Annotated in this window: 15 protein-coding genes; 1 reads left to right on the top strand and 14 read right to left on the bottom strand. The window is 33.0% G+C overall.

The features are described from left to right. Positions 1-96: 96 nt before the first annotated feature. The 14 genes from smc to QO263_RS11715 form a co-directional block, all read right to left on the bottom strand. Positions 97-3,678, bottom strand: coding sequence for a chromosome segregation protein SMC (smc, locus tag QO263_RS11780; RefSeq protein WP_502928716.1), 3,582 nt, complete (start codon positions 3,676-3,678; stop codon positions 97-99). Positions 3,679-3,755: 77 nt separating this feature from the next. Next, a complete protein-coding gene (locus QO263_RS11775) occupies positions 3,756-4,847 on the bottom strand; it encodes an elongator complex protein 3 (RefSeq protein ID WP_285621597.1) in 1,092 nt (363 codons plus the stop codon). Then, positions 4,837-5,568 carry a ribonuclease III gene (gene rnc / locus QO263_RS11770; protein ID WP_285621594.1) on the bottom strand — a complete coding sequence of 244 codons (732 nt, stop codon included), beginning with the start codon at positions 5,566-5,568 and terminating at the stop codon, positions 4,837-4,839. The genes QO263_RS11775 and rnc overlap by 11 nt, the downstream gene beginning before the upstream one ends. Before the next feature lie 171 nt (positions 5,569-5,739). Beyond that, positions 5,740-6,981, bottom strand: coding sequence for a beta-ketoacyl-ACP synthase II (fabF, locus tag QO263_RS11765; RefSeq protein WP_285621590.1), 1,242 nt, complete (start codon positions 6,979-6,981; stop codon positions 5,740-5,742). A gap of 178 nt (positions 6,982-7,159) precedes the next feature. Continuing rightward, positions 7,160-7,390, bottom strand: a complete 231-nt coding sequence (acpP, locus tag QO263_RS11760) for an acyl carrier protein (RefSeq protein WP_285621588.1) — start codon at positions 7,388-7,390, stop codon at positions 7,160-7,162. Positions 7,391-7,426: 36 nt separating this feature from the next. After that, positions 7,427-8,170, bottom strand: coding sequence for a 3-oxoacyl-[acyl-carrier-protein] reductase (fabG, locus tag QO263_RS11755; RefSeq protein WP_285621586.1), 744 nt, complete (start codon positions 8,168-8,170; stop codon positions 7,427-7,429). 10 nt (positions 8,171-8,180) lie between these two features. Beyond that, positions 8,181-9,128 carry an ACP S-malonyltransferase gene (gene fabD, locus QO263_RS11750; RefSeq protein WP_285621583.1) on the bottom strand — a complete coding sequence of 316 codons (948 nt, stop codon included), beginning with the start codon at positions 9,126-9,128 and terminating at the stop codon, positions 8,181-8,183. Between the two features lie 10 nt (positions 9,129-9,138). Continuing rightward, the gene (gene fabK / locus QO263_RS11745; RefSeq protein WP_285621580.1) at positions 9,139-10,077 is read right to left on the bottom strand and encodes an enoyl-[acyl-carrier-protein] reductase FabK; all 939 of its coding nucleotides are present in this window, start codon (positions 10,075-10,077) and stop codon (positions 9,139-9,141) included. A gap of 1 nt (position 10,078) precedes the next feature. Next, a complete protein-coding gene (locus QO263_RS11740) occupies positions 10,079-11,095 on the bottom strand; it encodes a beta-ketoacyl-ACP synthase III (protein WP_285621576.1) in 1,017 nt (338 codons plus the stop codon). Next, positions 11,073-12,092, bottom strand: coding sequence for a phosphate acyltransferase PlsX (gene plsX, locus QO263_RS11735; protein ID WP_285621572.1), 1,020 nt, complete (start codon positions 12,090-12,092; stop codon positions 11,073-11,075). Before plsX ends, QO263_RS11740 begins: the two co-directional genes overlap by 23 nt. Before the next feature lies 1 nt (position 12,093). Then, positions 12,094-12,675 carry a transcription factor FapR gene (gene fapR / locus QO263_RS11730; protein ID WP_285621569.1) on the bottom strand — a complete coding sequence of 194 codons (582 nt, stop codon included), beginning with the start codon at positions 12,673-12,675 and terminating at the stop codon, positions 12,094-12,096. Positions 12,676-12,814: 139 nt separating this feature from the next. After that, the gene (rpmF, locus tag QO263_RS11725; RefSeq protein WP_074350396.1) at positions 12,815-12,994 is read right to left on the bottom strand and encodes a 50S ribosomal protein L32; all 180 of its coding nucleotides are present in this window, start codon (positions 12,992-12,994) and stop codon (positions 12,815-12,817) included. An 18-nt stretch (positions 12,995-13,012) separates the two neighbouring features. Beyond that, positions 13,013-13,519, bottom strand: a complete 507-nt coding sequence (locus QO263_RS11720) for a YceD family protein (RefSeq protein WP_285621564.1) — start codon at positions 13,517-13,519, stop codon at positions 13,013-13,015. Positions 13,520-13,639: 120 nt separating this feature from the next. Next, a complete protein-coding gene (locus QO263_RS11715; RefSeq protein WP_285621560.1) occupies positions 13,640-14,836 on the bottom strand; it encodes an acetate/propionate family kinase in 1,197 nt (398 codons plus the stop codon). A gap of 200 nt (positions 14,837-15,036) precedes the next feature. On the opposite strand from QO263_RS11715, the gene QO263_RS11710 reads away from it, so the two are divergent. Next, on the top strand, positions 15,037-16,293 hold the full coding sequence (locus tag QO263_RS11710) for a nucleotidyltransferase (protein WP_285621556.1): 1,257 nt from the start codon (positions 15,037-15,039) through the stop codon (positions 16,291-16,293). The last annotated feature ends 7 nt before the right edge of the window (positions 16,294-16,300 follow it).

The following is a 16,300-nucleotide window of genomic DNA, read 5'->3' as shown; positions in this document are numbered from 1 at the left end:
TTTCTTCATTAATCATTTCATCAATAGGCTTATCAGTATTGTCTTGTTTATCTTTTTTTCCCCATTTAAATAAGTTCTTAAACATTATATACCTCCTTAGCTAGCTCTTTCATTATTTTTTTCTGTTAGCTTTACTGAAATTAATTTACTTACTCCCTCTTCCTCCATAGTTATTCCATATAGAGAGTCAGCACATTCCATAGTTCCTTTCCTATGGGTTATTATAATAAATTGTGTTTCATTAGAAAATTCCTTCAAATAATCTGCATATCTATAAACATTTGCGTCATCAAGAGCTGCTTCAATTTCGTCGAGTATACAAAATGGTGTTGGCTTAGTTTTTAATATTGCAAACAAAAGAGCAATTGCTGTCAGAGCCCTTTCTCCACCAGATAATAAGGATAAGCTTTGTAGCTTTTTGCCTGGCGGCTGGGCTATTATCTCAATACCACTAGAAAGAATATTCTCCTCATCCTCTAGTAATACATCCGCTTTGCCACCACCAAACAACTTGGAAAATACTTCAGTAAAATTAACTCTAATTATATCAAAGCTCTCTTTGAATTGTTGTTTCATTTTTATATTCATATCCTTAATCACAACATCAAGGGATTCTTTAGCCTCAGTCAAATCTTTTTTTTGGGTTTTTAAAAATTCAAATCTTTCACTTGTCTTTATAAATTCTTCAATGGAATCTAAATTTATATTGCCCAAAGCTTTTATTCTATTTTTAAGCTCCCGTATTTCACCTTGAACTCTGGTTACATTTTCGATTTCTTTTTTGTATTTAAGCGCCATTTGGTAAGTCATTTCATATTCTTCCCATAGCTTAGTGTTTATATTTTCAACCTGCATGTTGTACTTTTCTTGTTTTACCTCTAGAGAAGAAACACTCTTTTGAAGATCATTTATTTTTCTATTCATTTCATTCAGCTTCTCTTGATCTGTGTAATAGGCCTGCATAAAATTATTTCTTTCAGACTTTACCTCATCAAGTCTAATATCATACTCCAAGAGCTCTTCTGATAATCTTTTCTTTTCTTCAAGTAAAGAATCTATTCTAGTTCTTTCCTTAAGCACTTCTTCCTTATTATTCTCTTTCTCCTTAGTTTTCCTTTCAATATCCTCTTCTAGCTTAGAACGATTATCAATATAACTATTTATTGATTCTGAAATAGCTTTTAATTCTTGTTTTATTGTAGCTGTTTCTACTTGCAAATCTGTATTAGCCTTTATAACCTCATCTTTAATAGCTCTTTGCTTTTCAAATTTCTCAGTCAACTCTTCAATTTTAGTTTGAGTTAATCTGGTTTTTTCATTTAAGGTCTCCACGTCTTTTTCTAGGCCACAGATATCAACACTAGAATCGTGATTTTCATTTATAAGCTGATTTTTTTCTCTTATATATTTTTCCACTAAAGAATTGTTTCTAATATTATCTGTAGTAAATTGATTATGTTTATTCTCTAATTTAACTAGGTAAACATTAAGCTCATTTATTTTATCATCTATATTTAAGAGCCTAGCTTCTAACTCTATCTTTTCCTTTTGATACTCCCCAATCTTATTATTGGAATATGAATATTTATTATTTAGCTCCTTCAAATCCTCTTCCAGTTCTTTTATCTGTCTATCTCTGCCTAATATGTTTGTATTGCTGGAATTAAAGCTTCCCCCTGTCATTGATCCACCTGGATTTAGTATTTCACCATCTAGAGATACAATCTTATATGAATGGCCGCTCTGCTTTGAAAGCTTTATTCCATCATCTAGTGTTTCAACTATTAAAACTCTTCCAAGCAAATATTCAAATATTTTGTTATAGTCACTGTGGAAGTTAATTAATTCTGAGGCAACTCCTATTAATCCTTCACTTCCCAGCAACTTTCTTTCAGCTGCATTTAGCCCTCTAGCTTTTATTGATGAAATAGGTAAAAATGTTACTCTCCCCAACTTATTTTTTTTCAAATAATCTATTATAATCTTTGCGTCTTCTTGGGTTTCAGTAACAATGTTTTGTAATGATGAGCCTAAAGCCACCTCTATGGCTCTCTCATATCTCTTGTCCACACTTATTAGTTCAGCAACTACGCCTTTAACTCCTTTACCTAACCTCTTATCATTTTTACATGCTAAAAGAGTATTTTTTACACTCTTATAATATCCTTCATACTCATCCTTCATCTCCATAAGCAGCTTCAAGTTTGACAGCTTTCCGTGAACTTGACCTTTTATGCTATCAGCTTCAGCTTTTAAAGACTCCTGATGTGTTATAACTTGATCTCTAGCTTTTATTTTCTCTCTTTTTTCTTTATTGAGTCCATCCAAAGTATTTTTATAATTTAGTATTTCCTCTGAAATATTATCACTTTGCTTACTATTTTCTTCAATTTGCAGCCTAATGCCATTGATATCATGTTCTATCTGTTCTATTCTCTTATTTATACTCTTACTAAACGTGGATATGCTATTTAGTTTGCTTTTTTTATCTGCTATTTGGTTTAGGTACTGAATTAAATCACTTTTATTATTTTCCATGCTTTCTTCGGTTTTTTTCATACTATTGATTAAATCCTCCAGCTCTTTAACCTTTCTATTTAGCTGGATATCTAGAGCTTCAACTTTTTTCTCAAGCTCTAGCTTATGGTCCATTTCTTCATTTTCCTTGTCATTAGTATCATTGATTTGCTTTTCAATTAATTTCACATCATTTAGATGTCTTTCTGTCTCTTTTTCCAAATAAAAGATTCTTTCTTTGCTTAGCTTTAATTCTCCTTCATTCTTTTCAATAATATTCTGAGTTGAATATTTAAAATTCTGTATTTCTTCTATTTTGGCATCCATTTTTTCTATTTCATTTTTAACCTTATTATATTTACTCTCAAAGGCATCTCTTTTTTCTTCATTGTATTTAAGCTGGGATACCACTAATTCTTTTTGTTCCTCTATATGGTTCAGTTCCTCTTTAAGCCTATCGTATTCTCTTACAAAAAGACTAACCTCTAAATCCTTTAGCTTTTCTGAAAGCAAGAGATATTCCTTTGCTTTTTCTGATTGATTTTGAAGTGGCTCTATTTGATTCTCAAGTTCATTTATGATGTCATTTATTCTTATTAAATTCTCTTTTGTTTTTTCTAATTTTTTCTCTGCTTCTTCTTTTCTAGTCTTGTACTTTACTATTCCAGCGGCTTCCTCAAAAATCATTCTTCTATCTTCAGATTTTGTACTTAATATTTCATCTATTCTACCTTGTCCAATAATTGAGTAACCGTCTTTTCCAACCCCTGTATCCATAAAAAGCTCTCTTACATCCTTTAGTCTACATGAGTTTTTATTTATATAATATTCGCTTTCTCCTGATCTAAATACCCTACGGGTAACACTAACCTCTGAATAGTCTATAGGAAGGCTTCCCTCTTTATTGTCAAGAACCAATGTCACTTCTGCAAATCCAGTAGGTCTTCTGTTATTAGTTCCAGCAAAAATAACATCTTCCATTTTGCTGCCTCTCAATGTCTTAGCACTTTGCTCACCTAATACCCACCGTAATGCGTCTGAAATATTGCTTTTTCCACTGCCATTAGGCCCAACAACGGCTGTAATACCACCTTTAAATTCGACTTCGGTTTTGTCTGCAAAAGACTTGAACCCTTGAACTTCAATTTTCTTTAGATACAAATCCATACACCTCAATTCCTAAGGAATAAATATCAATACATGAATTAAAGGTTTCCACTGAGGAAACCTGTAGGTATCTAGTTCATAGTAACTAGACCTTTATTTATTAAATATCTTTCTGTGAGCTCTTTTGTTTTTATTTCATAGTTTATTCCTTCATTTGCTATAAAAAATGATTCTTTATTAATATCTTTGCCCATGATCTTTACCTTATCTATTCCATATGCTTCTCTTAAAAATTTCAAATTAGATGAATGCTGACCTACGAAATTCGATATTTCCTTTTTATTTATATATACTTGAATATTTTTAATCTCTGTATTATATTTAAAAAATATTTTTAAATACTCTCTACAAACTTTTTCCTCAACTAGCTGTCTGAAGGCAGGGTGAAAAGGTCCCGCTACAACGTCCTTATTCTTAGCTATATTATCTGTGGGTTGAAGCCCCACCCTAATAACATTTATATCATAGTAATTAAACAGCATCAATAAGTCAATACATATCTCAATAGCTTCATCTAAGGACAAAGGAATATAATCGCCATTGTAAAAATTTTTTTCTAAATATGTGTCCTTAATGACCAATGTAGGATATATACGTACAATACTTGGGTTTAAATCAATCAGTTGTTTTGCCGTAAATATCTCCTTTTCATAATTGCTTTCTGGAAGCCCTACCATCATCTGTAAGCCTAATGTAAAACCATAGTCTTTAATAAGCTTAGAGGCATTAATTACATCAACATCACTATGACCCCTGAAACTATTTTGAAGAACATCAGGGCACATTGACTGAACTCCTAATTCAATAATGTCAACATCGTATTGTTTCAGCAAATTCAGCCTTTCATTATCTATATAATCAGGCCTTGTAGATAGACGAATTCTATCTATATAGCCTTTGTTTTTATAATTATAGGCTATTTCCAAAAGTTTTTTTTGACTCTCAACATCTATGCCTGTAAAGCTGCCTCCAAAAAAAGCTATCTCCAGCTTTTCATTAGTATTAGGAATAGTGCTTAAATAGCTATCAATTGTATCTTTAATACTATTTCCATCTATATTAGCTTTTTCCTGTGCAATTTTTCTTTGATTGCAAAAAATACAGTCATGGGGACATCCTACATGAGGAACAAATATTGGAATTATATGATACTTAATGCTCATTTTCAACTTCCATTCTTTCCAAGGCAATCTTGGCGGCATTTTGCTCTGCTTCCTTTTTACTTTTACCAATGCCTTTTCCTAGGATTTTATTTTTCACCACAACTTCTGTATGGAATACTTTATTATGATCTGGCCCCTCTTCAGAAACTATTTTATATTCAATCTTTGACTTTGTTTTTTTCTGTAGTATCTCTTGAAGCTGTGTTTTATAGTCTATAAATAATTCTCTTCCATCAACTGCATTTTCAATAATTCCAGTCATATACTTCAGCACAAAAGTCCTAGCATTATTAAATTTTCCATCCAGATAAATGGAGCCTATCAAGGCTTCAAAAGCATCTGCTAATATAGAAACCCTTTCCCGTCCTCCAGTAACTTCTTCTCCTTTTCCTAAAAGCATATATTTCCCTAGATCTATTTGTTTTGCAACATAGGAAAGAGATGGTTCACAGACAACTGTAGCCCTAAGTTTAGTCAATTCTCCTTCTGGATAATCTAAATATTTTGTAAAGATGAAGTCACTTACTATAAGTCCTAAAACGGAATCTCCTAAAAACTCAAGCCTTTCATTGTAGGTAATTTTAAATCTCTTGTGTTCGTTTGCATAAGAGCTATGAGTCAATGCCCAATTTAATAATTCGACATTTCTAAATTTATATCCGATTTTAGCCTGAATTTCGTTTAGCAAATGTATTCTGTCAGTATTTATTACATATCTCATTATGAATTCCTCCATATAATAAATTGTACATAGAGGTATTATTGTAGATGTTTTAAGGGATTTAAAGCATCTACGATAACACCCACATACATTAGTTTACTATATAACATGTAGATTATGCAAACTATTTTGTATTAGAAACCTATGAATAAAAAAATAAGGATTAGAATACTAACCCTTAAATTTTTTAATTACTATCGTTGCATTATGTCCCCCGAAGCCGAGAGAATTAGAAAGAGCAATATTAACTTCTTCAAAAATACCTTTATTAGGTAAATAATTTAGATCACATTCCTCATCATAGGTTTCGTAATTAATTGTTGGAGGCAAATACCCATTAGTTATAGCTAGAGAACATACACAGGCCTCTATACCTCCTGCTGCTCCTAATAAATGTCCTGTCATTGACTTAGTAGAACTTATCTTTAATTTATATGCATGTTCTTTAAACACCTCTTTAATTGCAGCTGTTTCTAGGGCATCATTGTAGGATGTAGACGTACCATGGGCATTAATGTAGTCTACATTTTCAGGCAGTATTTTAGCATCATTTAAGGCCATTTTCATAGCTCTAGCTGCTCCTTCACCAGCTTCAGAAGGCGTTGTAATATGATATGCATCAGCTGTGGAACCATAGCCTACTATTTCCCCATATATCCTAGCTCCTCTGTCTAATGCATGTTGCAGCTCTTCTAGAATAAGAATACCTGCTCCTTCACCCATTACAAAGCCATCTCTATTTTTATCAAAAGGTCTGCTTGCTTTAGAAGGCTCTAGGTTATTTGTTGATAATGCTTTCATAGCAGCAAATCCTGCTAATGCCATAGGTGTAATTGAAGCTTCTGTACCACCAGCAACAATTATATCGCTGTCTCCTCTTTGAATTACCTTAAATGCATCTCCAATTGCATTTGTTGATGAAGCGCAAGCAGTAATTATAGTTTCACTTATTCCTTTTGCACCCAGCATTATAGATATTTGTCCTGCTGCCATATTGCCTATCATCATGGGAATAAAAAATGGACTAACTCGCTTTGGACCTTTTTCTAATAGTTTTTTATGCTGCTCTTCAAAAGTCTCAATTCCTCCTACTCCTGAACCAATGATGACTCCAAATCTTTCCTTGCTGATTTCTTCTAATTTAACTCCAGCATCTTCTATCGCCAACTTAGAAGCAGCAACAGCAAATTGAGTAAACCTGTCCATCTTTTTAGCTTCTTTCTTGTCTATATAGTTTTCAGGCTCAAAGTCCTTAACCTCACCTGCTATCGTTGTACCATAACCACTTGTATCAAATCGAGTAATATGTGATATACCACTTTTTCCATGAAAAAGAGAATCCAAAAACTGTTCTTTCCTAATTCCTATGGGACTTATGATTCCTAAACCTGTTATAACTACTCTTTTTTTCATGCTATACCTACTCTCATAATAAAATAAACTAAATGATTTAGATTTCAATATCATTCTATAATAAAAATTTATTAACTAGTATTCTGATTCTAAATAGTGTAAAATATGATTTGACGTTTTTTATATATCTAATTTATTTTTTAAGGTCCCGGCTTAAACGGGACCCTCTTTTTATTCTTTACTTAGTATTATTTTGAATATAATTAACTGCATCTTTTACAGTAGCTATCTTTTCTGCATCTTCATCAGATATTTCTATATCAAATTCATCCTCAATAGCCATTATTAACTCAACAACATCCAATGAGTCAGCATCTAAATCCTCCTGGAAAGAAGATTCAAGAGCAATCTCTGATTCTTCAACATCAAGTTGTTCTGCAATTAATTTTTTGATTTTTTCAAATACCATAAGTACACCCCCCTTCAATAAATATATTATATTATATTAAATTAATATACCACCATCAACAACAATAATCTGCCCTGTTATATATTTTGACATATCGCTTGCAAGAAATGCAACAGCATTAGCTATATCTTCAGGCTCCCCAAGTTTATTCAGTGTTATTTTTTCTAGGTATTCCTCAACGACTTTTTCAGGAAGCTTCTTAGTCATGTCAGTAGCTATAAAACCTGGCGCCACTGCATTTACCCTAATATTCTTCTTTCCTACTTCCTTTGCTAATGATTTTGTAAAGCCAATAATTCCTGCTTTTGAAGCAGAATAGTTACATTGTCCTGCATTTCCTGAAATTCCAACTATGGATGCCACGTTAATGATGCTACAATTCTTTTGCTTAATCATATTTCTTATTAGACATTTAGTAACATTAAAGGTTCCTTTAAGATTCACATCCATAACATTATTCCATTCTTCTTCAGTCATTCTCATAAGAAGGTTGTCTTTTGTAACTCCTGCATTATTTACTAGTATGTCAATTTGTGAAAAATAATTCATGCCTTCCTGTATCATTCTTTCAACATCATCTATTTTTGATACATCAGCTTTTATTGCTAATGCACGTCTTCCCATACGCTCTATTTCAGCTTGCACTTCTTTTGCTCTATCAGCGTTGCTAGTATATGAAAAAAGTACATCAGAGCCAAGGGAGGCTAGTTTAATAGCTATAGATTTTCCTATTCCTCTAGAGCCGCCAGTAACTAATGCTACCTTTCCTTTTAGTTCCACTTTACCACCTCTAATGTTTAATTTTAAATGTCAAGTGCTCAAGTGTTTCAATGTTTTCTACATTGTATAGATTTAATTCCCTGCCATTTTTCTTGCCAATCTTTTTCGCAAATCCAATTAAGGTTTTACCTGGGCCTATTTCTATAAGTGTATCCACCCCATCATTAATCATACGCTCTATAGACTGTTCCCATAAAACTGGCATAGAAACTTGTCTAATTAATAAATCTCTAATTTCTTCAGCATTATTAACGTAATTGCCTGTAACGTTTGAAATAAAGCTTTTAGCTGGTTTATTAATTGTCACTTTTTCTAATTCGGATTTTAGATTCTCACCGGCACCAGCTAGCATGCTACAGTGAAATGGTGCGCTTACAGATAGAATAGTTGCTTTTTTTGCACCTTTTTCTTTAGCAATATTGCATGCTTCTCTTATAGCCTCTATTTCACCTGATAATACAACTTGACCTGGGCAATTATAATTGGCTCCCTCAATAATTCCTTTTTCACTAGCCTTATCAATTATCTGAACTATTGTATCATCGTCTAGTCCCAATATTGCTGCCATAGTGCCCTTACCTAATGGAACAGCCTCTTGCATATATTTTCCTCTTTTTCTTACTAGACCTACAGCCTCTTCAAAGCTTAAGGCCTGGCTATATACTAAAGCAGAGTACTCTCCAAGGCTTAGACCAGCACATACTTCCGCTGATAATCCATACTTCTCTATTACTTTTAATACTGCAATAGATGTAGTTAGTATGGCAGGTTGAGTAAATTCAGTCTTTGTCAATTCTTCATCAGGTCCTTGAAAGCATAATTTTTTCATATCTAAGCTAAGTATTTCACTAGCTGCATCAAATATTCTATTGGCAATAGAATACTTATCAGTAATTTCCTTGCCCATTCCTATATACTGAGCGCCTTGCCCAGGAAATAAAAAAGCTACTTTTCCCATTTTATCACCTCTAAAAACTAAATATACTGTTTCTTACATCCTCAGCTTCTGCCATTATATCCTGTATAACTTGCTCGCATGTCTTGATGTCCTTTATTAACCCACTAATCTGGCCTGCCATAACAGAGCCATTCTCTACATCTCCTTCAATGACAGCCCTTCTTAACATACCGGTTCCAAAGCTTTCTATAGTATCTATATCTGTATTTTGCTTTTCAAGCTCAAGTAGATTCTTTGTAAATTTATTTCTTAATGATCTAACAGGGTGTCCAGTAGTTCTACCAGTAACTACTGCATCTCTATCGGATGATTTAATTATTGCGTTCTTATAGTTTTCATGTACTTGACACTCAACTGTACAAACAAATCTAGTGCCTATTTGAACTCCCTTAGCGCCTAATGCCAATGCAGCAACCAAGCCTCTTCCATCAGCAATTCCACCTGCTGCAATTACTGGTATCTTAACCTCATCTACAGCTTGGGGAACTAATGACAACGTAGTTAACTCTCCAATATGACCTCCTGCTTCAGTTCCTTCTACAATAATAGCATCTGCGCCAATTTTCTCCATCCTTTTCCCTAAGGCTACCGATGGTACTACTGGAATTACTTTAGTTCCTATTTCCTTAAATCTACTCATATACTTCCCAGGATTTCCCGCACCTGTTGTGACTACTGGAACCTTCTCTTCATATAAAAGTTGAATTATTTCATCTACATGAGAGGACATCAGCATTACGTTTACCCCAAATGGCCTATTCGTAAGTTTCTTTATCCTATTTATCTCCTTTTGTACCACATCCCTCGGAGCAGCGCCACTTCCTATAATCCCCAATCCACCAGCATTAGAGACAGCAGCAGCTAATTCTGATGTAGCTACCCAAGCCATTCCACCTTGTAAAATTGGATATTTAATACCTAATAATTCACATATTTCAGTTTTTATCAACTTAGAACCTCCCTTTGCTGTACCATCTTATTACCATGGCTCCCCAAGTAAGGCCTCCACCAAATCCTATTAATAAAATAACATCATTATCCTTTATCTTGTTTTTTCTTACTGCTTCATCTAATGCTACAGGTATAGAAGCAGAAGACATGTTTCCATAATCCTCTAGATTGACATAAACTTTGTTTTCTGCAAGCTTCAATTTTTTTCTAGCAGACTCTATAATTCTCATATTTGCCTGATGGGGAACTAAATAATCGATATCTTCAAGCTTTAATTTGCTCTTTTCTATAATTTTAAGAGATATTTCTTCCATTTTCCTTACGGCAAATTTAAATACTTCATTTCCTTCCATATATATATAATGTAATCTATTTTTTACGGTTTTCTCTGTAGCTGGCATCAACGAGCCTCCTGCTACAAGCTTCAACAAATTTTTTCCTTCACCATCTGCACCTAAGTCTAGACCTAATACACCTTTTCCTTCTGGGACCTCACTGATAATAGCAGCTCCAGCTCCATCCCCAAATAATACACATGTATTTCTATCAGTCCAGTCTGTTATTCGAGAAAGAGCATCGGCACCAATAAGTAAAATATTTTTATATATACCTGAGCTTACAAAAGAATACGCAACAGAAAGACCATATAGAAAGCCTGAACATGCTGCTTCTAAATCAAAAGCAGCAGCATTTTTACATTTTAAGCTTTCTTGCACTAAGCATGCTGTTGAAGGAAACATCATATCGGGAGTAACTGTAGCCACAATAATCATGTCTATATCTTCCGGGCTTATTTTTGCATTCTCCAAAGCTTTTTTAGCCGCCTCAATAGCCATAAATGATGAGCCTTTATCTGTATCCAGTATTCTTCGCTCCTTAATTCCAGTACGGGCTCTTATCCACTCATCTGATGTTTCTACTATCTTTTCTAAATCAAAATTTGTGATTACTTTTTCTGGAACATAGCTTCCTGTACCAATTATTCCAACTCCCTTAAAATCTCTCCTCTGTGTCATAATTACCTCCCAAAGAGTTTATCTCAGCTTCTATTTTTTCAATTACTTTATTTTCTACAAAAACTTTAGCTTGTTTGATTGCATTTTTAATAGCTTTTGCATCTGAACTACCATGAGCTTTTATCACAACACCCTTAGTTCCTAGCAGCGGTGCCCCTCCATACTCAGTATAGTCTAATCTTTTCTTGAATTTTCTTAAGCCTGGTTTTAACAGCAATGCTCCTATTTTGCTAGTAAAAGAACTCATAAACTCTTCCTTTAGCATACTGAAAATTGACATAGCAAGACCTTCAGTTAGCTTCAATATAATATTTCCAACAAAGCCATCACATACTAGGACATCCGCATTACCTTCTGGAATATCCCTTGCCTCAATATTTCCAGCAAAATTTATATTAGCATTTTTTAATAAACCATAAGCTTCCTTTGATAACTCATTTCCCTTACCTTCTTCAGTACCTATATTTACAAGAGAAACCTTAGGGTTTGAAATGCTTAATATTTTCTCTGCATATATTGAGCCCATAACTGCAAACTGTTGAAGATATTTGGCTTTACAATCAGTATTAGCACCTGCATCTAGTAATAAAGATATTCCTTTTTTTGTAGGATAAGGTATTGCAAGGGCTGCTCTGTCTACTCCTTTAATCCTCTTCACAATAAGCAGACCACCTGTAAGCAATGCCCCAGTACTACCAGAGGATACAAAAGCATCTGCCTCTTTATCCTTTACAAGATTAAGTCCAATTACCATTGATGATTGTTTTTTTCTTCTTATGGCCATAGCTGGTTCTTCATCATTTGTAATAGATTCTTCGGCATTTATAATCTCTATCTTATCTCCACTGTATTCATTTCTTGACAGCTCGTTTTTAATCTTTTCTTCATCGCCTATGAGAATTATGCTAACTCCTAATTCATTTACAGCATCGATGCTCCCCTTTACTGTAGCTAATAAGCCCTGATCTCCTCCCATTGCATCTACAGCTATTTTCATATCAATTCGCCTCCTGGTTATTTTGCTCAATAGAAACAAGAATGAATTTACCTCTAAAAACTTGCTTCTGTCCGACATAAGTGAAAACATGTACAAAATACTTATTGCCCCTTTTTCTAGTTACTTCAGCCTTTGCGATTAGTTTTTCTCCTGCTTTAACTAGATCCTTATATTTAACATTTGCAACTCCAGTTAGTGCAACGTCAGCATCTATTACTGCAATAGCTAAAGACTCTGCCTGGGCATAGATATTGTGTCCTCTTACAACACTTGTTTTCATAAAGGCCATGGTTTCATCAGTTTCAAGTATTGAAATACCGTTTTTACCTAAATTGATGTCCACAAGTTCTCCTACGATTTCAGTTCCTCCGATTGTCCTAACCTTTGAATAGCTTTGCTCAGCTACATTCTTTATTCTCTCTCTTAATTCTGGTATCCCTAGTTCAAGTCTATCTAGCCTTATAGTTTGAACACTTACATTGAATATTTGCATTAACTCTTCATCAGTTAGAAAGGGATCCTCCTTTAACTTTTCAATAAGCTTAATATGTCTTTCTTTTTTGCTTAACTTTACATTGCTCACAATTTTTCACCTCAAGTTAATACTTATGTTTAGTACCAGATACTAATATTAAGTATACATTGTTAATATTAAAAAATCAAGGGGTATTTTAATAAAATAAAAAAAGATAGTGATCTTATACACTATCTTTTTTTATCCATTATTCAACAGATACAACTTCTTTATTTTTATAATACCCACAAGATTTGCAAACTCTATGTGGTAGCTTTGGCTCATGGCATTGTGGACATTCAACTACAGTTGCCTTTGTTAATACTTGAGCTGAAGCTCTTCTTTTATCTCTTCTTGCCTTTGATGTCTTACGCTTTGGTACTGCCATTAAAAACACCTCCTTAAATCAGTCAAATAAATCCTTTAATTTTGCTAGACGAGGATCAATCTCTTGAATTTCGCAGCTACATTCTTCCTTATTTAAGTCTTTTCCACAGACTAAGCATAATCCTCTACAATTGTCAGCACATAATGCCTTCATAGGTAAAGACAATAATATGGAGGTTAAAACTTGTTCTGTCAATTCTACCTCGCCATTATCATAATAGAATACAAATTCATCATCATCTGTATCCAATAATTGAGAAGTCTCCATAAGCCTTCCTGATAAAACAGTCTCTACTCTATTAACAAACTCTTTTAGACATCTTGCGCAGTTTTCATAATATTCATATGAAACTTTTGCATCAAGATACATGTTTTCATCTGTCTTATAAACACTACCTTTTACATTAACTGGGCCAGCCAATGCTATTTCTCCTGTTTTGGTTGATACCTTAGTTAAATTTAAGGAATGTTCAAAGTCTATTTTGTAAACTGCTCTATCAATAAGTCTTGATAGATCTATCTTCATTAAGTTCACCTCTTAAACATTGCCAAATTTTATTATATATAAGTTATAGAAGGTTTGTCAAGAACAATTGTTACATTACCAAATGATAGTATAAAAAGGCAGGATGACCTGCCTATTTTTTTATTTAGATACTAATATTTTTGTATCTCTAGCAATCATTAGTTCTTCGTTAGTTGGAATAACAAATATAGATGTAGAGGTTAGATCTCTATTTAGCTGTGCTTCTTTACCCCTTACATTATTTAATTCTGAATCTATTTTAATGCCTAGGCATTCTAAGCCCTCACACACTTTTTCTCTAATATAACCAGAATTTTCGCCAATACCTGCTGTAAATACTAATGCATCTATTCTACACATTGTAGCTACATATGCACCAACATATTTTTTTACTCTATTAACAAAAACATCTATAGCTAGTTTAGCTCTTTCATTTCCTTCTTCAGTTGCCACTTCTAAATCTCTAAAATCACTGCTAAGTCCTGAAATACCTAGTACTCCTGATTTTTTATTAAGCATATCATTTACTTCTTCAAAGGTCATGTTCTCTTTATCCATAATAAATGGAATTATTGCAGGGTCAATATCTCCTGACCTAGTTCCCATTGCTAAACCTTCTAATGGAGTAAAGCCCATACTTGTATCCATTGATTTTCCGCCTTGTACTGCACATACACTTGAGCCATTTCCTAGGTGACATGTAACAATATTTAAATCTTTAATATCTTTTCCCAATATTTCAGCAGCCCTTAGAGAAACATATTTATGGGAAGTTCCATGGAATCCATATCTTCTAATCTTATATTTTTCATAGAATTCATAAGGTATCGGATATATATAGTTATCAGGTTCCATAGTTTGATGAAAAGCCGTATCAAATACTGCTACCATTGGAGTGTTTGGCATAAGTTCTTGACATGCTTCTATTCCGGTAATGTTTGGTGGATTATGTAATGGTGCTAATTCTACACAATCATTTATAGCTTTCATTACACTATCATCAATTACAACAGATTCAGAGAATTTTTCTCCTCCATGAACAACTCTATGTCCTACTGCACCTATTTCATCCATTGATTTTATAACTCCATGGTTAGGATCAACTATTGCATTTAATACTATCCCTAGTGCAACTTTATGGTTGTCCATTGGCTTTTCAATTAATACTTCTTCCTTACCAGTTGGTTTATGTTTTATTCTAGAACCTTCAATACCTATTCTTTCAGCTAAGCCTTTTGCCAATACATATTCATTTGACATATCTATCAACTGATATTTTAATGAAGAGCTCCCACAGTTAATAACTAAAATTTTCATATTCTACCTCCTAGAGTGTATATATATTAACAATTATCATGATATTATAATCATGCAAAAAAATCAACTATATATAGATTATTTCCCATATTAATCATTAATAATCTTTTTAAAATGTTATAATAAATATAGTAATTTATGCTAATAAGTAGTTTTCATTTGATTTAACTAGCACAACAGATTAATTTATGGAGGTTTTTATGAAAATAGTTGGATTAATTACTGAATATAATCCTTTTCACAACGGGCATTTATATCATTTAAATGAATCTAAAAAAATAACAAATTCCGAATATTCTATTGCAGTTATGAGCGGTAATTTTTTGCAAAGAGGAGAGCCAGCTTTAGTTGATAAATGGACTAGAGCAAAAATGGCCGTAGACAATGGAGTTGACTTGGTTGTAGAGCTGCCAGTAGTATATGCATGTCAAAGCGCTGAACTTTTTGCTTATGGTGCTATTAAAATACTTGATAGCTTAGGAATTGTAGACAGCATTTGTTTTGGGAGTGAATTGGGAAATATCCAGCCATTAGATTATATAGCAGAGATACTAAACAATGAACCTAAATGCTATAAAGAATACCTTAGGTCTGAATTGGAGCAAGGGAACTCTTTCCCAAGAGCAAGAGAAAAAGCTTTGATCAACTACCTAGGTAAAACAGATTCACTGGATTCTTCAATGATAAGCAGCATCCTTTCTAATCCAAATAATATTCTATCAATAGAATATTTGAAATCAATAAAAAAAATTGATAGCAGCATTAAACCCTTTACACTTAAGAGAGAAAAGTCTAGCTATCACGATAAAGCTATCAGTAATAATATATCCAGTGCAACTGCTATTAGGGAACAACTTATAAATACCTCTTTGGAAAACATTAAGCATACAGTACCCCATATTACTTATAAGTATTTAGAAAGCTTTTATAATGACAATAAGGATTTCAATTCATTAAACAACTTTTCTATGATTCTATTGTATTTACTGAGAAATAGCACTCCCGAGATTCTAAAAAATATATTAGATGTAAGTGAAGGACTAGATAATAGAATTATAGATTGCTCTAGTAAGTATAACTGTATTGACGATATATTGAATTGTGTAAGCACTAAAAGGTATACAATGACTAGATTGAAAAGAATTATTATTCATTTACTGCTTAGTATGAATAAAAATATAATTAGGACTCTTCATTCATATGGTCCTCAGTATATAAGAATTCTAGGATTAAATTCTAAAGGTATTGATATATTAAGGCAAGCAAAAAAAACAAGTTCATTACCTATAATCACTAAATTTGCTGATTATCCAAAACTAAATAACAAAATCTTAAATCAAATGATAGAGTTGGATAAGAAAGCTACAGATGTCTATATTCTAGGTCTTAGTAGAGGCGAAATGAAAATGAACTTAGATTATACAATGTCACCTTATATTAAACTAAACAGTGAATAATTCAAGA

Origin of the sequence: Proteiniborus sp. MB09-C3, assembly GCF_030263895.1 — a bacterium.
Lineage (GTDB): Bacteria > Bacillota > Clostridia > Tissierellales > Proteiniboraceae > Proteiniborus.
This window is presented reverse-complemented; position numbering and strand designations above follow the sequence as displayed.

What these genes read in the sequence shown, in the direction of transcription:
- acpP (WP_285621588.1), bottom strand. Translation starts at nt 7,390, where the DNA reads ATGGTATTTGAAAAAATCAAAAAATTAATTGCAGAACAACTTGATGTT.
- fabF (WP_285621590.1), bottom strand. Translation starts at nt 6,981, where the DNA reads ATGAAAAAAAGAGTAGTTATAACAGGTTTAGGAATCATAAGTCCCATA.
- plsX (WP_285621572.1), bottom strand. Translation starts at nt 12,092, where the DNA reads ATGAAAATAGCTGTAGATGCAATGGGAGGAGATCAGGGCTTATTAGCT.
- QO263_RS11740 (WP_285621576.1), bottom strand. Translation starts at nt 11,095, where the DNA reads ATGACACAGAGGAGAGATTTTAAGGGAGTTGGAATAATTGGTACAGGA.
- QO263_RS11720 (WP_285621564.1), bottom strand. Translation starts at nt 13,519, where the DNA reads ATGAAGATAGATCTATCAAGACTTATTGATAGAGCAGTTTACAAAATA.
- QO263_RS11710 (WP_285621556.1), top strand. Translation starts at nt 15,037, where the DNA reads ATGAAAATAGTTGGATTAATTACTGAATATAATCCTTTTCACAACGGG.
- rpmF (WP_074350396.1), bottom strand. Translation starts at nt 12,994, where the DNA reads ATGGCAGTACCAAAGCGTAAGACATCAAAGGCAAGAAGAGATAAAAGA.
- fabD (WP_285621583.1), bottom strand. Translation starts at nt 9,128, where the DNA reads ATGGGAAAAGTAGCTTTTTTATTTCCTGGGCAAGGCGCTCAGTATATA.
- rnc (WP_285621594.1), bottom strand. Translation starts at nt 5,568, where the DNA reads ATGAGATATGTAATAAATACTGACAGAATACATTTGCTAAACGAAATT.
- QO263_RS11715 (WP_285621560.1), bottom strand. Translation starts at nt 14,836, where the DNA reads ATGAAAATTTTAGTTATTAACTGTGGGAGCTCTTCATTAAAATATCAG.
- QO263_RS11775 (WP_285621597.1), bottom strand. Translation starts at nt 4,847, where the DNA reads ATGAGCATTAAGTATCATATAATTCCAATATTTGTTCCTCATGTAGGA.